Genomic DNA, 15,884 nt, shown 5'->3' with positions numbered 1-15,884 from the left:
GCAAACGGGATATTTACCATTCTCGGCGATCACCGGTGGCGAAATGCCTGCCGGCCCAACCCAGCCCGCGCCCGAACGCGAACGGTTCGTCGAGGACCTGCTCGAGTATATGACGCTCGAGGAGAAGGCGGGCCAGCTCGTCCTGTTTCCCCAGGCCCCCGAAAGCGGATCGGCAGCATCGAGCACCGAAGCCCATCTCCTCGACCAGTTGCGCCGCGGCCTTGTCGGCGGTGTCGTGGGCCTGCGCAGCGCCAGCGAAATCCAGCGGCTGCAACGTATCGCAATCGAGGAAACCCGCCTCGGCATTCCGCTGTTCGTGATGGCCGAAACGGGTTCGGGAATCCGCACCCACCTGCCCACACCGATCAGCGCCGCTGCCAGCTGGGACCCCCAGGCCGTCGAGGCTGCCGAGACGCTCGTGGCCGACGAGGCCGGAGCAATCGGGATCAACTGGGCGCTGTCGCCGGTGGTCGCAACCGGCGACCAAGTGGAGGGGAGCAGCTTTTCGCAGAGCTCCGGCGACTCCCCGGTCCTGGCAAAGCGCATGGCGGTTGCACGGATTCTCGGCCTCCAATCGAGTGACGACGAACGGCGCCATCGCCTGCTCGCGTGCCTGCAGTACCCCAATGGTACCACGCCGCGCGGCAGCGTTTCGCGCGAAGCAGCAGCTCGCCATGCAGCCGAACGAGCCGACATCGTTCTTTCCGCCTTGCGTCAAGCCCAACCCGCCAGCATCGCGCTCGACCCGATCATGCAGCGCGTCAGCGACCGTCGTTCGCCACTGCCGGATCCTGTGGAGTACCTGTCGAGGCCTGGCAGCTATGACGGGATCATGCTTTCGGACTGGAGCGAACTCGCAGAACTATCGGGGCAGCCCCTGACTTCCCCCGGCTTTGTCGGCCTCTCGGTCGATCGGATCGTGGCGGCGGTCACGGCGGGTCGCATAGAGCGCTCGACTCTCGACGACGCAGTTCGCCGGGTAATTGGCGCCAAGTACGACCTCGGGCTCTTTCGACCGACCCTTCACGACTCGCCTCGCGCTCCCGCCACCATCCGCGACCCCGTGCTCGATCTCGCGCGCAAGTCGATCGTATTGCTGCGCAACGATCCGGCCCTCCTTCCGCTGACAGTGGATTCGGGCGAAGTCCTGGTGGTCGGCAGCGCGGCACGCGACCGTTCGCTCCCCCTTGGCGGCGCTGCGGGCGAAGCGGCCAGCATCATCGACGGGCTCGACGAACTGGGAATCATCTACAAGTTCGCACCTGGGCTTGCCCTGCGCCAGGATGGCGCGGCGGTTTCGCGCATGATCGATGCCGACCGGATGGCGATCGGCATGGCCGGCGAAGCGGCGCGCCGTTCCAACACCGTGGTCCTCGTTCTCGGTGATGTCAGCGACGATGCCGGTTCCCCGCTTGGCGAAGCACATCGAACGCTGATCGAAACACTGCGCGCAGCCAACCCGCGACTTGTGCTGGTCACCCTCGGTGAACGTGCAATCGACCCCGAAATAGGCGGAAGCCCGCTCCCCTGCGTGCTTCATGCCGGCCAGTTGGGCAGCCGCTCCGGTCATGCGATTGCCGAAGTCCTGACGGGCGACCGCGAGCCGGTGGGTCGCCTGCCCTATGCCCTGCATGGCAGCGACGGAAAGGTGCGCATCCCCTTTGGTCACGGTCTGGGCTATACCGATTTCGCGCTGACAGAACTCGCCCTTGAACTGGGCGGCGACCGCGTCCTTGCCAGCGCAGTGCTGCGCAATGCGGGCGAACGTGACGGCAGCGAGGTCATCCAGCTCTATGTCCGCAAGCTCGGCCCGGATCCGCAAATGGAACCCGGATTGAGGGATTTCCGCCGCCTGACCCTCCAGCAGGGCGATGCCGAGCGGGCCATCTTCGAGATCGGCGCGGAGGAACTGGGAGCCCTCGACCAGGAGGGTCGTCTCGTCGTCGCAGCCGGGAACTATGAAGTCAGCCTCGCGGTCAACGCCAGTCGCGGCCAGTCGGGCGAAATCGTTGTCCCGCAGGCGGTGGCCGATGCGATGACCAGCGGAGTTTCGGGCGCGGGCGTCATGGTCCCCTTCCGGGGCCTGCGCGCCGGCTGATCAGCCTTCGAGCAGCGCGAGAAGCGCGAAGCTCGCCAGCCAGTGTTCACCCATATAGTCGCCCGCGACGTGCGGCATCGCAGCCTTGAGATGCTCGCTCGCCCGTCGCTCGATCAGCGGAAGAGCCGGATGATCGCCCAACGCCTTCCCGATACCACGCAGGCACCAGGCCCGGCTCAGATTGAGGCCGTCGAGATGCGCAATCTTGCCATCGCTGCGATCGGAGACCGTTACCGGGCGGCACTCGCGCTCGATCCAGCCATTTCCCAGCACCAGCCCGTCGACCCATGGCTCGAACAGCGTGAAGGGCATCACGCGGCTCATCAGCATCGAGGCGCATAGCACTGGCGAAAGGAACTCATCACCACCGGGTTCCCATCCCCGGTAGTCACCGCGATGCGAAAAGCCGGCTATCGACCAGTCGTCGATCGTGGCGAGAAGGACCGGGTCGTGCCGCGCTGCCCACTCGCGCGCCAGGATCAGGGCGAAGCTCGTATTGAAGTGCGTGCCGACGGTTATCGGATAGGTCAGGATGCGCAAGTATTCCGCCAGTCGCGCGGCGAAAGCTCTCGCCAGCGGCTCAAGGCGCTCGCCCCAACCGTGTTCGGCAGCGCGCTCGGCTTCGAGGTGGAGATAGAGCAGCCAGCCCCAGCCATAAGGCCGCTCGAAACCGCGCGACGATGGCCGTTCGAGATAGGCGAGTTCGACAGCCAGCTTTTCCTCGGTGAAAGTTCCCTCGGCCAGCGCCGTTATCGCTGCTGCCTCGGGCATATCCGGATACAGCCGCCGCAGGGTCAGCAGCGTCCACCAGCCATGGACGCAGGAATGCCAGTCGAAACTGCCGAAGAAGACCGGATGCGCCTCACGGGGTGCGCGCACATCATCTTCCCCCTCGTAGACATGGTCGTCCTTGTAGGGATAGGGCCGCGCGACATGGCCGAGCGCAATGCGCGCGAAATTGCGGGCGATATCCTCGGTCAGTTCCACAGCAGGAATGCTCCGACATAGATGATCGCGACGTTGCACACCCACAGCGGCAGTGCGGTACCGACCTGCTGGCGGATCACCGCATTCTGGTCCTTCAGTTCCAGCAGCGCGGCAGGCACGATGTTGAAGTTCGCCGCCATCGGGGTCATTAGCGTACCACAGAACCCGGCGAGCATGCCGACTGCGCCGATGACCGCCGGGTTGCCGCCGTATTGCTGGACCAGCAGCGGGATGCCGATGGCGGCGGCCATGACCGGAAAGGCGGCAAAGGCATTGCCCATGATCATCGTGAACAGCGCCATGCCGAGCGCATAGACCAGCACGGTCAGGAACACGCTGCCCTCGGGAATGACGCTTCCCGCGACACCGCCGATGATGTCGCCGACGCCGGCAAGCGCGAAGACCGCGCCCAGGGCAGCGAGCATCTGCGGGAGGATCGCGGCCCAACCGATGGAATCGAGCAAGCGTCGCCCCTCTTCGGCCGGGGCGAGGACCGGCGGTTTCAGCCGCAGCATGGCCACCACCAGCGCCACCAGCACGCCGATCCCGAACAGAAGCAGCGTCTCGCGTCGTTCCTCGAACAGGCCGGTCTCGCCCAGCGGCGTGTAGTTGTAGAGCAGCGTCCCCGCGACAGCGGTCAGCGGCACGATCAGCGCGGGCAGGAAAAGTCGGTTACCGAGCCGCGTCGAACTTGTCGCCCGTTCCTCGTTGCTGGTGGTCGGCGGATCGCTGCGCTTGAGGCCGCCCAAACCGGCGATGCCGACCATGGCGAGCACGAGCAGGCCGTTGACGAGGTCCGAAAAATGGCTGCCGAAAAGGAAGCTGCCTGCGAGCAGGGCCCAGAACGCGGCGTTCCCCTTGCGCCCGTCGCGCAGCGAGAGCAACGCCCAGATGGCGAAGAAAATCCCTGCAAGGACGTAGAGCCATTCGTAGGTGATCATCGCGCGACCCTCCCCAAACGACGGTCCATCGCGAGGATGCGGCTGCCATGAATGAGGAAGGCGCAGATCGCGGTCGGAATGGCCCAGACCGACAGTTGCAGCGGCGTCAGGGGATAGCCCGCGCTTTCGAAAACGCCCTGGATCAGCAGGATCGACGCGATGGCGAAGAAGATATCCTCGCCGAAGAACAGGCCGACATTGTCGGTTGCCGCCGCCATCGCCTTGACCTTCTCGCGCTCGTCCTCGGCCAGGTCGCCATGCGTCTTTTCAGCCGCCGCCTCCGCCATAGGGGCAACCAGGGGACGGACCGCCTGCGGGTGGCCGCCGATATCCTTCATGCCGAGCGCCGCAGTCAGCTGGCGGAAGGCTAGGTAGATCACCAGCAACCTGCCCATGGTCGCCCCGCGCATCCCCTCGATCACCGTCCGCGCACGCTGCTGCAGCCCATAGCGTTCGAGGAGACCGATAACCGGCAGGATGATCCATGTGACCGAGATGTAGCGGTTGTCGTTGAACGCCTTGCCCAGCGCCTCGATCACCGCGACGAGATCGAGCCCGGCGAGAACCCCGGTGGCCAGCGCCGCGCCGACCACCACCATCAGCGGATTGAAGCGCAGCGCGAAGCCGATGACGACGATCGCGATGCCGGCCAGTGGCCAGTAGTTCATGGCTTCTCCTCCCCGTATCCCCCGCCGCCGGGCGTCAGGATCACGAACGTATCGCCCGGCAGCATTTCGGCGGAGCCGGTTGCCCCCAGTTCCTCGCGCGTTCCGTCCGCGCGCTCGACCCAGTTGCGACCGGGCTGCGCATCCCCGCCACCGCAAATGCCTTTGGGAGCGATCCGGCGACGGTTGGCAAGCATGTTCGCGCGCATCGGCTCGAGGAAGGTCACGCGCCGCTCGACCCCGTCGCCTCCCTTGTGCGCACCCTTCCCGCCCGAACCGCTGCGGATGGCGAAGCTATCGAGCCTGACCGGCAGGCGCGTCTCGAGGATTTCGGGATCGGTCAGGCGCGAATTGGTCATGTGCGTCTGCACTGCGCTGGTCCCGTCATGGTCCGGCCCTGCGCCCGAGCCGCCGCAGATCGTCTCGTAATACTGGTGCCGCGAATTGCCGAAGGTGAAATTGTTCATCGTCCCCTGGCTCGGCGCGAGGCGGCCGGTAGCCGCGAACAGCGCGTCGGTGACGACTTGGCTCGTCTCGACATTGCCCGCAACCACCGCTGCTCCGGGCGCGGGATTGAGCATCGAGCATTGGGGCACGACCAGCTCGACCGGGCGCAGGCACCCATCGTTCATCGGGATCACGTCGTCGATCAGCGTGCGCAGGACATAGAGTGCGGCGGCGCGCGTGATCGAACGCGGGGCATTGAAGTTGTCGGGCAGTTGTTCGCTGGTACCGCTGAAGTCGAACACGGCCGAGCGATTTGCGCGGTCGATGCGAATGGCAATTTTCACCACCGCGCCATTGTCCATCTCGTAGGCGAACGCGCCATCCTCGAGCCGGTCGAGCAGGCGCCGCACGCTTTCCTCGGCATTGGCGAGGACGTGATTCATGTAGGCAGCGACCACCGCCTCGCCTTGCTCCCGCGCCGCTTGCTGCAACAGTTCCGCGCCGCGCGTGCACGCCGCAAGCTGGGCCCGCAGGTCGGACAAGTTGCGGTCGGGATTGCGCGCAGGGTGGAGCGCGGAAGCGAGCACCTCACGCATCCCGGCCTCGCGGTAATACCCCTCGTCGACCAGCAGCTCGTTGTCGATCAGGACGCCTTCATCCTCGATGGTTCGGCTTTCAGGTGGCATCGAACCCGGGGCAATCCCGCCGATGTCGGCATGGTGTCCGCGCGCGGCGACGAAGGCGTCGGGTTCCTCGCCGGCTTCGCCATAGAAAACCGGAACGATGACGGTGATGTCGGGCAAGTGCGTGCCGCCGCGATAGGGATCGTTGAGGACATAGGCGTCGCCGCGCCGGAAGCCGCGCCCGTCACGCCCCTCGCCACGCGCCTCGATCACCCGCGCGATGCTGTCACCCATGCTGCCGAGATGGACCGGAATGTGCGGCGCGTTGGCGATCAGCGCGCCCGTGCGGTCGAACAGGGCGCAGGAGAAATCGAGCCGCTCCTTGATATTGACCGAGGTCGCGGTCGACTGGAGGACTACGCCCATTTCCTCGGCGATGGCCATGAAGAGGTTGTTGAAAATCTCGAGGCGCACCGGGTCGACCGCGGTCCCGGCGGCACGTTCGCGCGCGAGCGGGACTGTGCGCGTAATGACGAGGCTTCCCTCATTCTCCAGCCGAGCCTGCCAGCCTTGCTCGACGACGGTGGTCGAGCCCGGATCGATGACCAGCGCCGGTCCGTCGATGGTCTCGCCAGCCCTCATGCTGGCGCGTTCCACCGTTCGCCAGCTTCCCGAGGGCTCACCCGTCGCCGCGACAGGTTCGGGGATGATCCCGCCGAGCCCGCCTGACTGTCCGCTGGCCTCGACACTCAGTGCCTCGACGACAATCGCCGCATCAGCGTCGGAGTAGCCGAAGCGCTGGCGGTGCAGTGTGCGGAAGGCCGTGTCCATCGTGGCGACATCGCCGCAATCGACCGCGAGCACGCTGTCGCTGCCGGCAAACCGCAGGCGCGCGCGACGTTCGAGGGTTATGGCTTCGGGAGTGATGCCCTGTTCGATCAGGGCCTCGCTCGTTTCGTCAGCGAGAGCGGCCAGCTCCCCGGCGTAGCTCTCCCCCAAGGGCCGCACGAGGCTGACCTCGCGGATGGCTTTGACCGGGGCCAATCCTATGCCGTAGGCCGACAGGATACCTGCCAGCGGATGGACGAGTACGGTCTCCATCCCTAGGGCATCGGCGACCTTGCAGGCATGCTGCCCGCCCGCCCCGCCGAAGCAAGCGAGCGCATAGGCGGTCACGTCATGCCCCCTCGCGACGCTGATCTTGCGGATGGCGTTGGCCATGTTGTCGACCGCGATGGCCAGGAAGCCTTCGGCGATTTCCTCGAGTGCGCGCGGCTCGTCGAGCAAGGCCGCGACCTCCGCCAGCCGACCAGCGGAGGCATGTGGATCGAGCGCTTCATTGCCCTGTTCACCGAACACCCTGGGAAAGAATGCCGGATCGATGCGGCCAAGGAACAGGTTGCAGTCCGTCACCGTCAGCGGGCCGCCCTTGCGATAGCAGGCAGGTCCGGGATCGGCCCCGGCGCTTTCCGGCCCGACACGGAAGCGGGACCCGTCAAAGCGGCAGATCGAGCCGCCGCCCGCCGCCACGGTGTGGATCTGCATCATTGGTGCGGCGACCCTTACGCCTGCGACCACGCTATCGCCGGTCAACTCGTACTCGCCGGCATAGTGAGCGACGTCGGTGCTGGTGCCGCCCATGTCGAAACCGATGAGCTTGCGGTGGCCGAGAGGCGCACTCGCCGCGACCATGCCGACTACACCGCCCGCGGGGCCCGAGAGGATCGCATCCTTGCCGCGAAATGCGCCGACTTCCGCAAGGCCCCCGTTCGACTGCATGAAGCGCAGCGATCCGGTCGCGGGCAGGCTCGCCTGCAGCGTGTCGGTGTAGCGGCTCAGGACCGGCGAGAGATAGGCATCCACCACGGTCGTATCACCGCGCGGTATCAGGCGGATCAGCGGTGCGACCTCGTGACTGACGCTGATCTGGGCAAAGCCGAGTTCACGGGCGATCCGCGCCAATCGCTCCTCGTGATCACGGTGCTTCCAGCCGTGCATCAGGACGATGGCAAGCGCATCGTAGCCTTCGCCTCGCAAGGCCTCGAAACCGGCGCGGGCCTGCGCCTCGTCGAGCGGGTGCAGGACTTCGCCATCGACCGAAACACGCTCGTCGATTTCCAATACCCGCGAAGGCAATTGCTCGGGGAGCACGATATGACGCGCAAAGATGTCGGGCCGCGCCTGCGTGCCGATGCGCAGGGCATCACCGAAACCGCGCGTGATCGCCAGCGCCAGGCGCTCGCCCTTGCGCTCGAGCAGGGCGTTGGTCGCGACGGTCGTGCCGATGCGCACCTCGGCGATCGGGCCGGACCCATGCCGCGCCATCAGGCGGCGAACCGCCTCGCTGGCGGCATCGTCGTAGAAGCCGGGGTTCTCGGATAGCAGTTTGTCGGTGACCAGCCTGCCATCGGGCGTGGTCGCGACGACGTCGGTGAAAGTCCCCCCGCGGTCGATTGCAAAGCGCCAGCCCTCGAACTTCTCTTCTGCCACGACTCAATGCACCCGGAGGAAGCTGCGGCCGGTCTGCCGTTCGAGTTCGCCTACACGGTCGGCGGCGAGCACCGCGACGACCGCACCGCCGAAGCCGCCTCCGGTCATACGAGCCCCGCCCTCATTGCCGATCACCGACTGCAGTTCCTCGACCACGGCATCGACCGCCGGAACCGATACTTCGAACAGGTCGCGCAGGGACGCGTGCCCTTCGCGCAAGACTACCCCGAAGGCGGCAAGGTCGCTTCGGCCCAGGGCGTCCGCCGCGGCGCGGGTGCGGGCGATCTCGTCGACCACATGCAGTGCCCGCCCGCGGGTGAGATCGTCCAAACCCGCCGCCTCGACGTCAGCGATCGACGCATCGCGCAGCGAAGCGATGCCGAGCGCCTTCGCCGCCGCTTCGCATTGCACGCGGCGGGCATTGTATTCGCCATCGACCAAGCCCCGCGTGACCCCGCTTTCCGTGACGACCACCGCCCAGTCGCCTGGCATTTCGTGGAGCGAGTAGCCAAGGTCGCGGCAATCGAGCAACATCGCATGGCCCGGCTCACCCGCCGCCACAGCCATCTGGTCCATGATCCCGCAGGCAACCCCGGCCCATTGGTGCTCGGTACGCTGTGCTGCCTTGGCGAGTTCGACTGGGGAAACCTCCCTGCCCGATGCCGCGGCAAGTGCGCGCCCGACCGCAACGCACAGCGATGCCGAAGACGACAGACCGGACCCGCGCGAAAGGTCGCCCGTGACCAGCATCTTCATGCCGCCTGCAGCCAATCCGCTCTCGGCCACCATTCCGCGCACATAGCTGCGCCAGTCGACTTCGTCCGGTTTTCCGGGCGGAACAGCGAAACTGTCCTCCTCGCCGAAATCTGCCGCGACGACCTCGAATTGCGTCCCTTCACTGCGCGCCCAGGCGATCGCAGTCCCCTCGCGAACCGGCATCGGCAGCACGAGGCCGTCGTTGTAGTCGACGTGCTCGCCGATGAGGTTGACACGGCCGGGAGCGAAAACCACGCCTTCGGGATCGGTACCGAACCGCTCCGCAAAGAGGCGGGCGGCCTTGGCTTTCAGCTCCGTGCTCATGCGAGGCACTCGCGCAGGCGCCGGGCAGCCGCCTCGGGCGTGAGGTCGCGCTGGGTTTCGGCCATGAGTTCATACCCGACCATGTGCTTGCGGATTTCCGCCGAGCGCAGGAGCGGCGGGAAGAAGTGGGCATGCAGACGCCAGTGTGCCGTATCCGCGCCCGCGTCGTGTGGAGCGCCGTGCCAGCCCATGGAGTAGGGAAAGTCGGTGTCGAACAACGCGTCATAGGCCGGGAGCAGCTGCCCCAGGATCTCGGCGAGCGCAGCGCGGGCGGTGCCCGACAGGTCCTCCATACGCGCCACATCGTCGCGCGCGATCAGCAGCGTTTCGAACGGCCAGGCGGCCCAGTGCGGGACGATGGCGAGCCAGTGATCGTTCGCGCAGATCACCCTGCTTCCTTCCGCCAGCTCGGCCTCGATCACGGCAGCGAGCAGGTTTGCGCCATTGCCGTCGCAATAGTCCCGCTGGCACTTGTCCTCCTGCGCGACGATGGTCGGGACGAAATCGCTCGCCCACACCTGCCCGTGCGGATGCGGCGAGGACGCACCCATCATCGCGCCCTTGTTCTCGAACAGCTGCACATAGGCCCACCGCTCGCCGAGGTCGCGCGACAGGTCGCACCAGCTTTCGACCACCTCGCGACGCCCGGCATCGTCGAGCCGCGCCAGCGTGGCGGAGTGGTCGGGCGAATAGCAAATCACCCGCGCCTCGCCCGCCGCCGGTTCCTCGCGCAACAGGCCATCGCGACGGCTGTCGTCGCGCTCCGCCAGCAGCGCCGGGAAATCGTTCGGGAAGACGAAAGCGCCACCGTAGTCCGGGTTGGGCACGCCTCCGACGCGCTCGTTTCCGGGGCACAGATAGCAGGACGGGTCATGGCTCGGACGATCACCTGCGGCCGCAGGTTTTGTCTCACCCTGCCATGGTCGCTTCATCCGCTGTGGACTTACCAGCACCCACTCGCGGGTCAGGCGATTGAGGCGGCGGTGGGGATGGTCAGCGGTACTCATGAAACGGCCTTGAGGTGGTAGATCAGCGCGCTTTCGGCAGCGATGGACGGCACGGGCAGGCCTGCGCCTGCAAGCCAGCTGCCGGTAAAGCGATGGGCCATCCCGCGCATTGCCGCAACCGCCGGCCCGATGCGCGGAGTGAGCACACCACGCGGGCCGGCATGGCGGAGCAGCTGGACCTCCCAATCGTGCGCCCCGGCAAAGGGCAGCGGGATCGGCTGCGCACGGCGGTCCTCGCCATGATCGCGGCGGATGACCCAGAGAAGGAAATCCTCGCCGTCACCCTGGGCTTGCCAAACGATCCCGTCGCTCGCCTCGCCCAGCACGGTGCAACCGCCATGGATCGTCGCGCGCCACTGCTTCCAGAACGCGATCCACTCCGCGAGGCGTGACCGCTCTGCCTCGTCCATGGCAGCCGGATCGAGCTCGACACCGAGGTGGCCCTGGCAGGCAATCGCCGCGCGGAAATCCAGCGATTGTGCGCGTCCCGTCGCATGGCTCGGGCTGGCGCCGACGTGCGACCCCATGACTTCGGGCGGCATGAAGGCAAGGAAACCGCGCTGCATCGGCACGCGGGCGACCGCGTCGATGTTGTCGCTGGTCCAGAAACGGTGGGTGTAGCTGGCGATCCCTGCGTCGATCCGCCCGCCGCCACCGGCGCAACTCTCGATTTCGAGGCCCGGATGCGCGGCGCGCAGTCGTTCGAGCAGGGCATAGGTCCCGCGAACCTGCGCCGCCCCGCCACCCGGCGCATGGTCGCGATTGTGGTCCCATTTGATGTAGTCGATATCGACCGTCGCACACACCTTGTCGAGCATGGTGTAGAGGTAGTCGCGCACGGCGGGCAGGCGCATGTCCAGAACGAGCTGGTTGCGCGCGGTCGGCTGGTCACGACACTCCAGTTTCAGCACCCAATCGGGATGAGCGCGGTAGAGCTCGCTGTCCGAGTTGACCATTTCCGGCTCGAACCACAGGCCGAACTGCATGCCGAGGCTGCGGACCTTGTCGGCGAGCGGCTTGAGGCCGTTCGGGTACTTGGCCGGATCGGGGGTCCAGTCGCCGAGCCCGGCATTGTCGAGATTGCGGCCCCTGAACCAGCCGTCGTCGAGAACGAAGCGTTCGATGCCGATGGCGGCGGCGGCCTCGGCGAGTTCGCCGATCCGCGCCTCGTCGTGCGAGAAGTAGACCGCTTCCCAGCTGTTGAGGTGGACGGGACGCGGGCGCATCGCACCGCCGGGCCAGTCGATCCGTTCTCGCACCGCCCCGTGCATCTGCGCCATCGCGCCGTTGCGGCCCTGGGCGGAGATTGCCAGCAGCAGCGGCGGGGCGTGGAAGCTCTCGCCGGGAGCCAGTACGATTTCTCCCGCGGCGAGCATTGCCTCGGCCATGGCGACCCAAAACCCCTCGTCGTCGCGCTCGATGGTGAGCTTAGCATCGCCTGACCACGCGAGCTGCATCGCCACCGCGAGGCCCGAGTGCCATCCCACATCCTCGCCCAGCACATAGGCTCCGCAAGGTCCGCCGTGCCCCGGCAGGCCGCGGCGCGTCTCGCGCACCCAGGCATGTTCGGGCATGACCTCGCGGCATTCCACGAACTCGGCATTGTGTCGCCCGCGCCAGCTGACGATCTCGCGCGAGTTGCCGGCCAGCGGCAGGACGGCGCTGGCGCAGCGGTCGAGCGTGACGCTGTCGACGCCGCGATTGGTCAGGCGGACGGCAATCTCCAGCCCCCCACCATCGAGCTTGCGGAACTGCTGCCGGACCTCGATCCCGCCGAGACTGTCGCGACAGGTGAGCGTCAGGCACGCCTCGGTCTTCTCCACCTCGCAGCAATCGAACACGACCGCCGCATCGCGCAGCGCCAGCGCCGGAGGCCCGAACCACCCCAGCCCGCCCACAGGCAGCGCATCCATCGCATGGTCGCCTTCGAGCGAGAATGTCGCCGGACCGCGCAAATCCGCCAGCCGTGGCAGGTTGCCCGGCTCGACCCGCGCGCCGAGGTGCCGCCAGACAGGTACCGCGCGGTCGCTCTTCTCGAGGACGAGGCTCCATTCCTCGCCGTGCAGTTCCAGCAGTTCGGCATCGCTCATGCGGGCGCTTCATCCCCGCCCCGGAAGAGCGCGAAGCCGATCCATTCGGCCCGTCGACCCAGGGCGAAACGGTTGAAGGCGAGCGCCGCGGCGACCGAGGTGAACAGGGTGATCACCATGAAGTCGATGTAGTGCAGGCCCACCGCTGCGGCGAACCCGTCGGCGAAGGTATAGGCCCCGTAGAGCGCGATGCCCCAGACCACGCCAGCAATCGCCGCGCGCGCCGCGACGTTGCGGAACAGCAGGCCGACGATGAAGGCGCTGAGGATCGGCATGGAGGACAGGCCATTGAGCTGCTGGAGCAGGTTTATGATGCTCTCGGCATTCTGGTAGAGCGGGATCAGCGCGATCGCGAGGACGGTCGCCGCCACGCTCATCACCGCGCCCAGCTTCCAGTGGTTGGCAACCTTGCCGATGAACTGCTCGTGGAAATCGACCGAATAGAGCGCGACCGTCGAATTCAGGACCGCGCTGAAGGTGGTGATGACAGCCGCCGCGACCATCGCGGCGAAGGCGCCCGAAAGCCAGGTCGGCAATACCTCCGCGACTAGCCGGCCATAGGCCGCATCGCCGACGTCGCCGAACAGCTTGTAGGCGACAACGCCGGGAATGACGACGATCGGCGGGACGATCAGGATGCGGATAGCGGCGGCGGCGAAGACACCCCTCTGTGCTTCCTTCACCGTCGGCGCGGCCATCGCCTTCTGGGTGATGTTCTGGTTGGTCGACCAGTAGAAGATCTGGATGAAGGCCATGCCGGTGAAGAGCGTGTGGAAGGGGATCGGGCTGTCCGCCGCTCCGACCATGCTCAGCCGCTCTGCGGGCACGCCGCTGACGATGTCGAAATCGACTGCTGCCAGCGCGAGGAAGACGATCACCAGCGCGAGGCCGAGGATGCCGACGCCCGAAAACGTGTCCATGACCGCCACGGCCCTGAGGCCACCGAAGATCGTATAGGCCGCCCCGATCACCGCCAGCGCGATGGCCCAGCCGACCAGCGGCACGCCATCGCCGAACAGCGACTGCAGGAACAGCCCGCCCGAATAGAGCGCGGCGGGCAGGTAAATGAGGATATTGCCCGCAAGGAAGATGCCCGAGATCAGCGTGCGGATCGAACGTCCGTCATAGCGCCGTTCGAGCAGTTCGGTGACCGTGGTGCAATTGTAGCGGTAGTAGAGCGGCACGAAGACGAAGGCCAAGGCCATCAGCCCGACGAAACCGGCGATTTCCCACCAGGCGAGCAGCAGCATCTGGTTGCCGTTCATGCCCACCAGCTGGTCGGTCGAAAGGTTGGTCAGGGTGATCGAGCCCGCGACGAAGAACCAGCTCAGCCCCTTGCCCGCGAGGAAGACGTCCTGTTCGGACCCGTCATGTTTCGCGCTGCGGACCTTCCACCAGGTCAGCGCCGCCACCAGCAGCATCAGCCCGGCAAATACGCCCAGCTGCACGATATTACCGAACTGTGCCTGCTCCCCGTACATCCGACCCTCCCGATTAGGCTGGCATCCATCGCATATTCGGCACTAGACGCAAGCGCATGGACCTTGGTGTTTGCTACTATCCCGAACATTGGCCCGAAACCCGCTGGGCCGAGGACGCGCGACTGATGCGCGAGACGGGCCTCACCCGCGTGCGGATCGGCGAGTTTGCCTGGAGCCGGATCGAGCCCGAGCCCGGAAAGTTCGACTGGGGCTGGCTCGACCGTGCGGTCGACACGCTGCATGCCGCAGGGCTCGGCATCATCATGGGGACGCCGACGGCAACGCCGCCCAAGTGGGTGGTCGACGCCATGCCCGACATGGTCGCGCTCGACCGCAACGGGAGGCCGCGCGGTTTCGGGTCGCGGCGGCACTATTGCTTCAGCCATGCGGGATATCGGGCGCAGGCGGCGCGCATCACCCGTGCGGTCGCAGAACGCTATGGCCAGCATCCCGGCATCGCCAGCTGGCAGACCGACAACGAGTACGGCTGCCATGACACGGTGCAGAGCTTCTCGCCCGCCGCGCGCGATGCATTCCGCCTGTGGCTGGCGGAGAGATACGGGACCGTCGCGGCACTTAACGAGGCTTGGGGCAACGTCTTCTGGTCGATGGAATATCGCAGCTTCGACGAGGTCGAACTGCCGAACCTCACCGTGACCGAGGCCAACCCGGCTCACTCGCTGGCCTTCCGCCGCTTCTCCTCCGACCAGGTGGTCAGCTTCAACAAGGCGCAGGTCGACATCCTGCGCGAATGTTCGCCGGGGCGCGACATCACCCACAATGCGATGGGGTTCTACACCGGCTACGACCACCACGATCTAGCCGCCGATCTCGACGTGTTGGGGTGGGACAGCTACCCGCTCGGCTTCCTCGAGATGTTCCGCTTCACCGAGGAGCAGAAGCGCCGCTTCGCCCATTCGGGCCACCCCGACATCGCCGCCTTCCATCACGACCTCTATCGCGGATGCGCGAAAGACGGGCGCTGGTCGGTGCTCGAACAGCAGCCGGGGCCGGTGAACTGGGCACGGCACAATCCCGCACCGCTGCCCGGCATGGTCCGTCTTTGGACATTGGAAGCATATGCCCACGGGGCGGAACTGGTCAGCTATTTCCGTTGGCGCCAGTTTCCCAAGGCGCAGGAGCAGATGCATGCAGGGCTCTTGCGTCCCGACGCGACGCCCGCTCCCGCGCTGGCCGAGGCGCGTGCTGCGGCAGACGACCTCGCGGGACTCGAAGGCGGCGCGCCGGTCAAGCAGGCCGCGCTCGTGTTCTCCTATGCCGCCGAATGGATGACGCAGATCCAGCCGCAGGGCGAAGGCAAGTCGGCACTGTGGGCGGCCTTCCACTGCTATTCGGCGCTGCGGCGGCTGGGGCTGAACGTCGATATCGTCCACCCTGATGCCTCGCTCGACGGCTATGCGCTGGCCGTGGTGCCATGTCTGCCGATCGTTTCCGATACGCTTGTCGCCAATCTCGAAGCTTTCGACGGGCAGGTGGTAATCGGCCCGCGCAGCGGATCGCGCGACACGGATTTCGGCATCCCGCCCACCCTCGCTCCCGGCAAGCTCGAAGCACTGGTCGGCGGGCGCGTGGTGCTCAGCGAAAGCTGGCGCCCCGGCCTCGCCATCGAAGGGGACGGCTGGCTTGCAAGCGGCTGGTTCGACCATGTGGAAGGCGCGGCGGCGCCGGAACTGACCGGCAGATGTGGCCGCGTCGCCAGCTGGCAGAATGGCAAGGTCCGTTATGCCGCCTGCTGGCCGGAGGGGAGTTACATCGACCTCGTCGTCGCCCGCGCCGCCTATGATGCGGGGCTGCAGCACGACCCGCTGGCCGACCACGTGCGCCACCGCGTCCGCGGGGACCGTCGCTTCGTCTTCGATTACGAGAGCGCGCAGGTCACTATTCAGCAGGCTTGAGCAAACCGATCACGACACGCAGGTTTTTTGCGTTGCAATAGGCGCATGAATCCGCACAT

10 protein-coding genes are annotated in these 15,884 nt (G+C 66.6%); 2 read left to right on the top strand and 8 right to left on the bottom strand.

The features are described from left to right. Positions 1-43: 43 nt before the first annotated feature. On the top strand, positions 44-2,098 hold the full coding sequence (locus tag RAM60_RS00850; protein ID WP_369025975.1) for a glycoside hydrolase family 3 C-terminal domain-containing protein: 2,055 nt from the start codon (positions 44-46) through the stop codon (positions 2,096-2,098). On the opposite strand, the gene RAM60_RS00845 is transcribed toward RAM60_RS00850, so the two are convergent. Genes RAM60_RS00845 through RAM60_RS00810 form a run of 8 tightly spaced genes read right to left on the bottom strand, consistent with a single transcriptional unit; the run spans position 2,099 to position 13,909 of the window. Next, positions 2,099-3,085 carry a DUF2891 domain-containing protein gene (locus tag RAM60_RS00845; RefSeq protein ID WP_369025976.1) on the bottom strand — a complete coding sequence of 329 codons (987 nt, stop codon included), beginning with the start codon at positions 3,083-3,085 and terminating at the stop codon, positions 2,099-2,101. It abuts the gene before it with no gap. Beyond that, complete coding sequence (locus tag RAM60_RS00840; RefSeq protein WP_369025977.1) at positions 3,076-4,026, bottom strand: DUF979 domain-containing protein; 951 nt, start codon at positions 4,024-4,026, stop codon at positions 3,076-3,078. Before RAM60_RS00840 ends, RAM60_RS00845 begins: the two co-directional genes overlap by 10 nt. Next, positions 4,023-4,694: a DUF969 domain-containing protein gene (locus RAM60_RS00835; RefSeq protein WP_369025978.1), complete on the bottom strand. Its 672-nt coding sequence runs from the start codon at positions 4,692-4,694 to the stop codon at positions 4,023-4,025. Before RAM60_RS00835 ends, RAM60_RS00840 begins: the two co-directional genes overlap by 4 nt. Then, positions 4,691-8,251, bottom strand: coding sequence for a hydantoinase B/oxoprolinase family protein (locus RAM60_RS00830; protein ID WP_369025979.1), 3,561 nt, complete (start codon positions 8,249-8,251; stop codon positions 4,691-4,693). Before RAM60_RS00830 ends, RAM60_RS00835 begins: the two co-directional genes overlap by 4 nt. A 3-nt stretch (positions 8,252-8,254) precedes the next feature. After that, entirely contained in the window at positions 8,255-9,331 is a 1,077-nt protein-coding gene (gene galK, locus RAM60_RS00825; protein ID WP_369025980.1) for a galactokinase, read from the bottom strand. Next, positions 9,328-10,338: a UDP-glucose--hexose-1-phosphate uridylyltransferase gene (locus tag RAM60_RS00820; protein ID WP_369025981.1), complete on the bottom strand. Its 1,011-nt coding sequence runs from the start codon at positions 10,336-10,338 to the stop codon at positions 9,328-9,330. Before RAM60_RS00820 ends, galK begins: the two co-directional genes overlap by 4 nt. After that, positions 10,335-12,428, bottom strand: a complete 2,094-nt coding sequence (locus tag RAM60_RS00815) for an alpha-galactosidase (protein ID WP_369025982.1) — start codon at positions 12,426-12,428, stop codon at positions 10,335-10,337. The genes RAM60_RS00820 and RAM60_RS00815 overlap by 4 nt, the downstream gene beginning before the upstream one ends. Next, positions 12,425-13,909 (bottom strand): SLC5 family protein, encoded by a 1,485-nt coding sequence (locus RAM60_RS00810; protein ID WP_200982263.1) that lies wholly within the window; start codon positions 13,907-13,909, stop codon positions 12,425-12,427. Before RAM60_RS00810 ends, RAM60_RS00815 begins: the two co-directional genes overlap by 4 nt. A 56-nt stretch (positions 13,910-13,965) precedes the next feature. Between RAM60_RS00810 and RAM60_RS00805 the strand changes: the two genes are divergently transcribed. Then, positions 13,966-15,825 (top strand): beta-galactosidase, encoded by a 1,860-nt coding sequence (locus RAM60_RS00805; RefSeq protein ID WP_369025983.1) that lies wholly within the window; start codon positions 13,966-13,968, stop codon positions 15,823-15,825. Positions 15,826-15,884: the final 59 nt, after the last annotated feature.

The organism is Qipengyuania sp. RANM35 (assembly GCF_041021145.2).
GTDB lineage: Bacteria > Pseudomonadota > Alphaproteobacteria > Sphingomonadales > Sphingomonadaceae > Qipengyuania > Qipengyuania soli.
The sequence above is the reverse complement of the archived record's forward strand: the minus strand, read 5'-3'. Positions and strand labels throughout refer to the sequence as shown.

Coding starts and splice junctions, on each gene's coding strand:
- RAM60_RS00840 (WP_369025977.1), bottom strand. CDS start 4,026: ATGATCACCTACGAATGGCTCTACGTCCTTGCAGGGATTTTCTTCGCC.
- RAM60_RS00810 (WP_200982263.1), bottom strand. CDS start 13,909: ATGTACGGGGAGCAGGCACAGTTCGGTAATATCGTGCAGCTGGGCGTA.
- galK (WP_369025980.1), bottom strand. CDS start 9,331: ATGAGCACGGAGCTGAAAGCCAAGGCCGCCCGCCTCTTTGCGGAGCGG.
- RAM60_RS00815 (WP_369025982.1), bottom strand. CDS start 12,428: ATGAGCGATGCCGAACTGCTGGAACTGCACGGCGAGGAATGGAGCCTC.
- RAM60_RS00835 (WP_369025978.1), bottom strand. CDS start 4,694: ATGAACTACTGGCCACTGGCCGGCATCGCGATCGTCGTCATCGGCTTC.
- RAM60_RS00805 (WP_369025983.1), top strand. CDS start 13,966: ATGGACCTTGGTGTTTGCTACTATCCCGAACATTGGCCCGAAACCCGC.
- RAM60_RS00820 (WP_369025981.1), bottom strand. CDS start 10,338: ATGAGTACCGCTGACCATCCCCACCGCCGCCTCAATCGCCTGACCCGC.
- RAM60_RS00850 (WP_369025975.1), top strand. CDS start 44: ATGCCTGCCGGCCCAACCCAGCCCGCGCCCGAACGCGAACGGTTCGTC.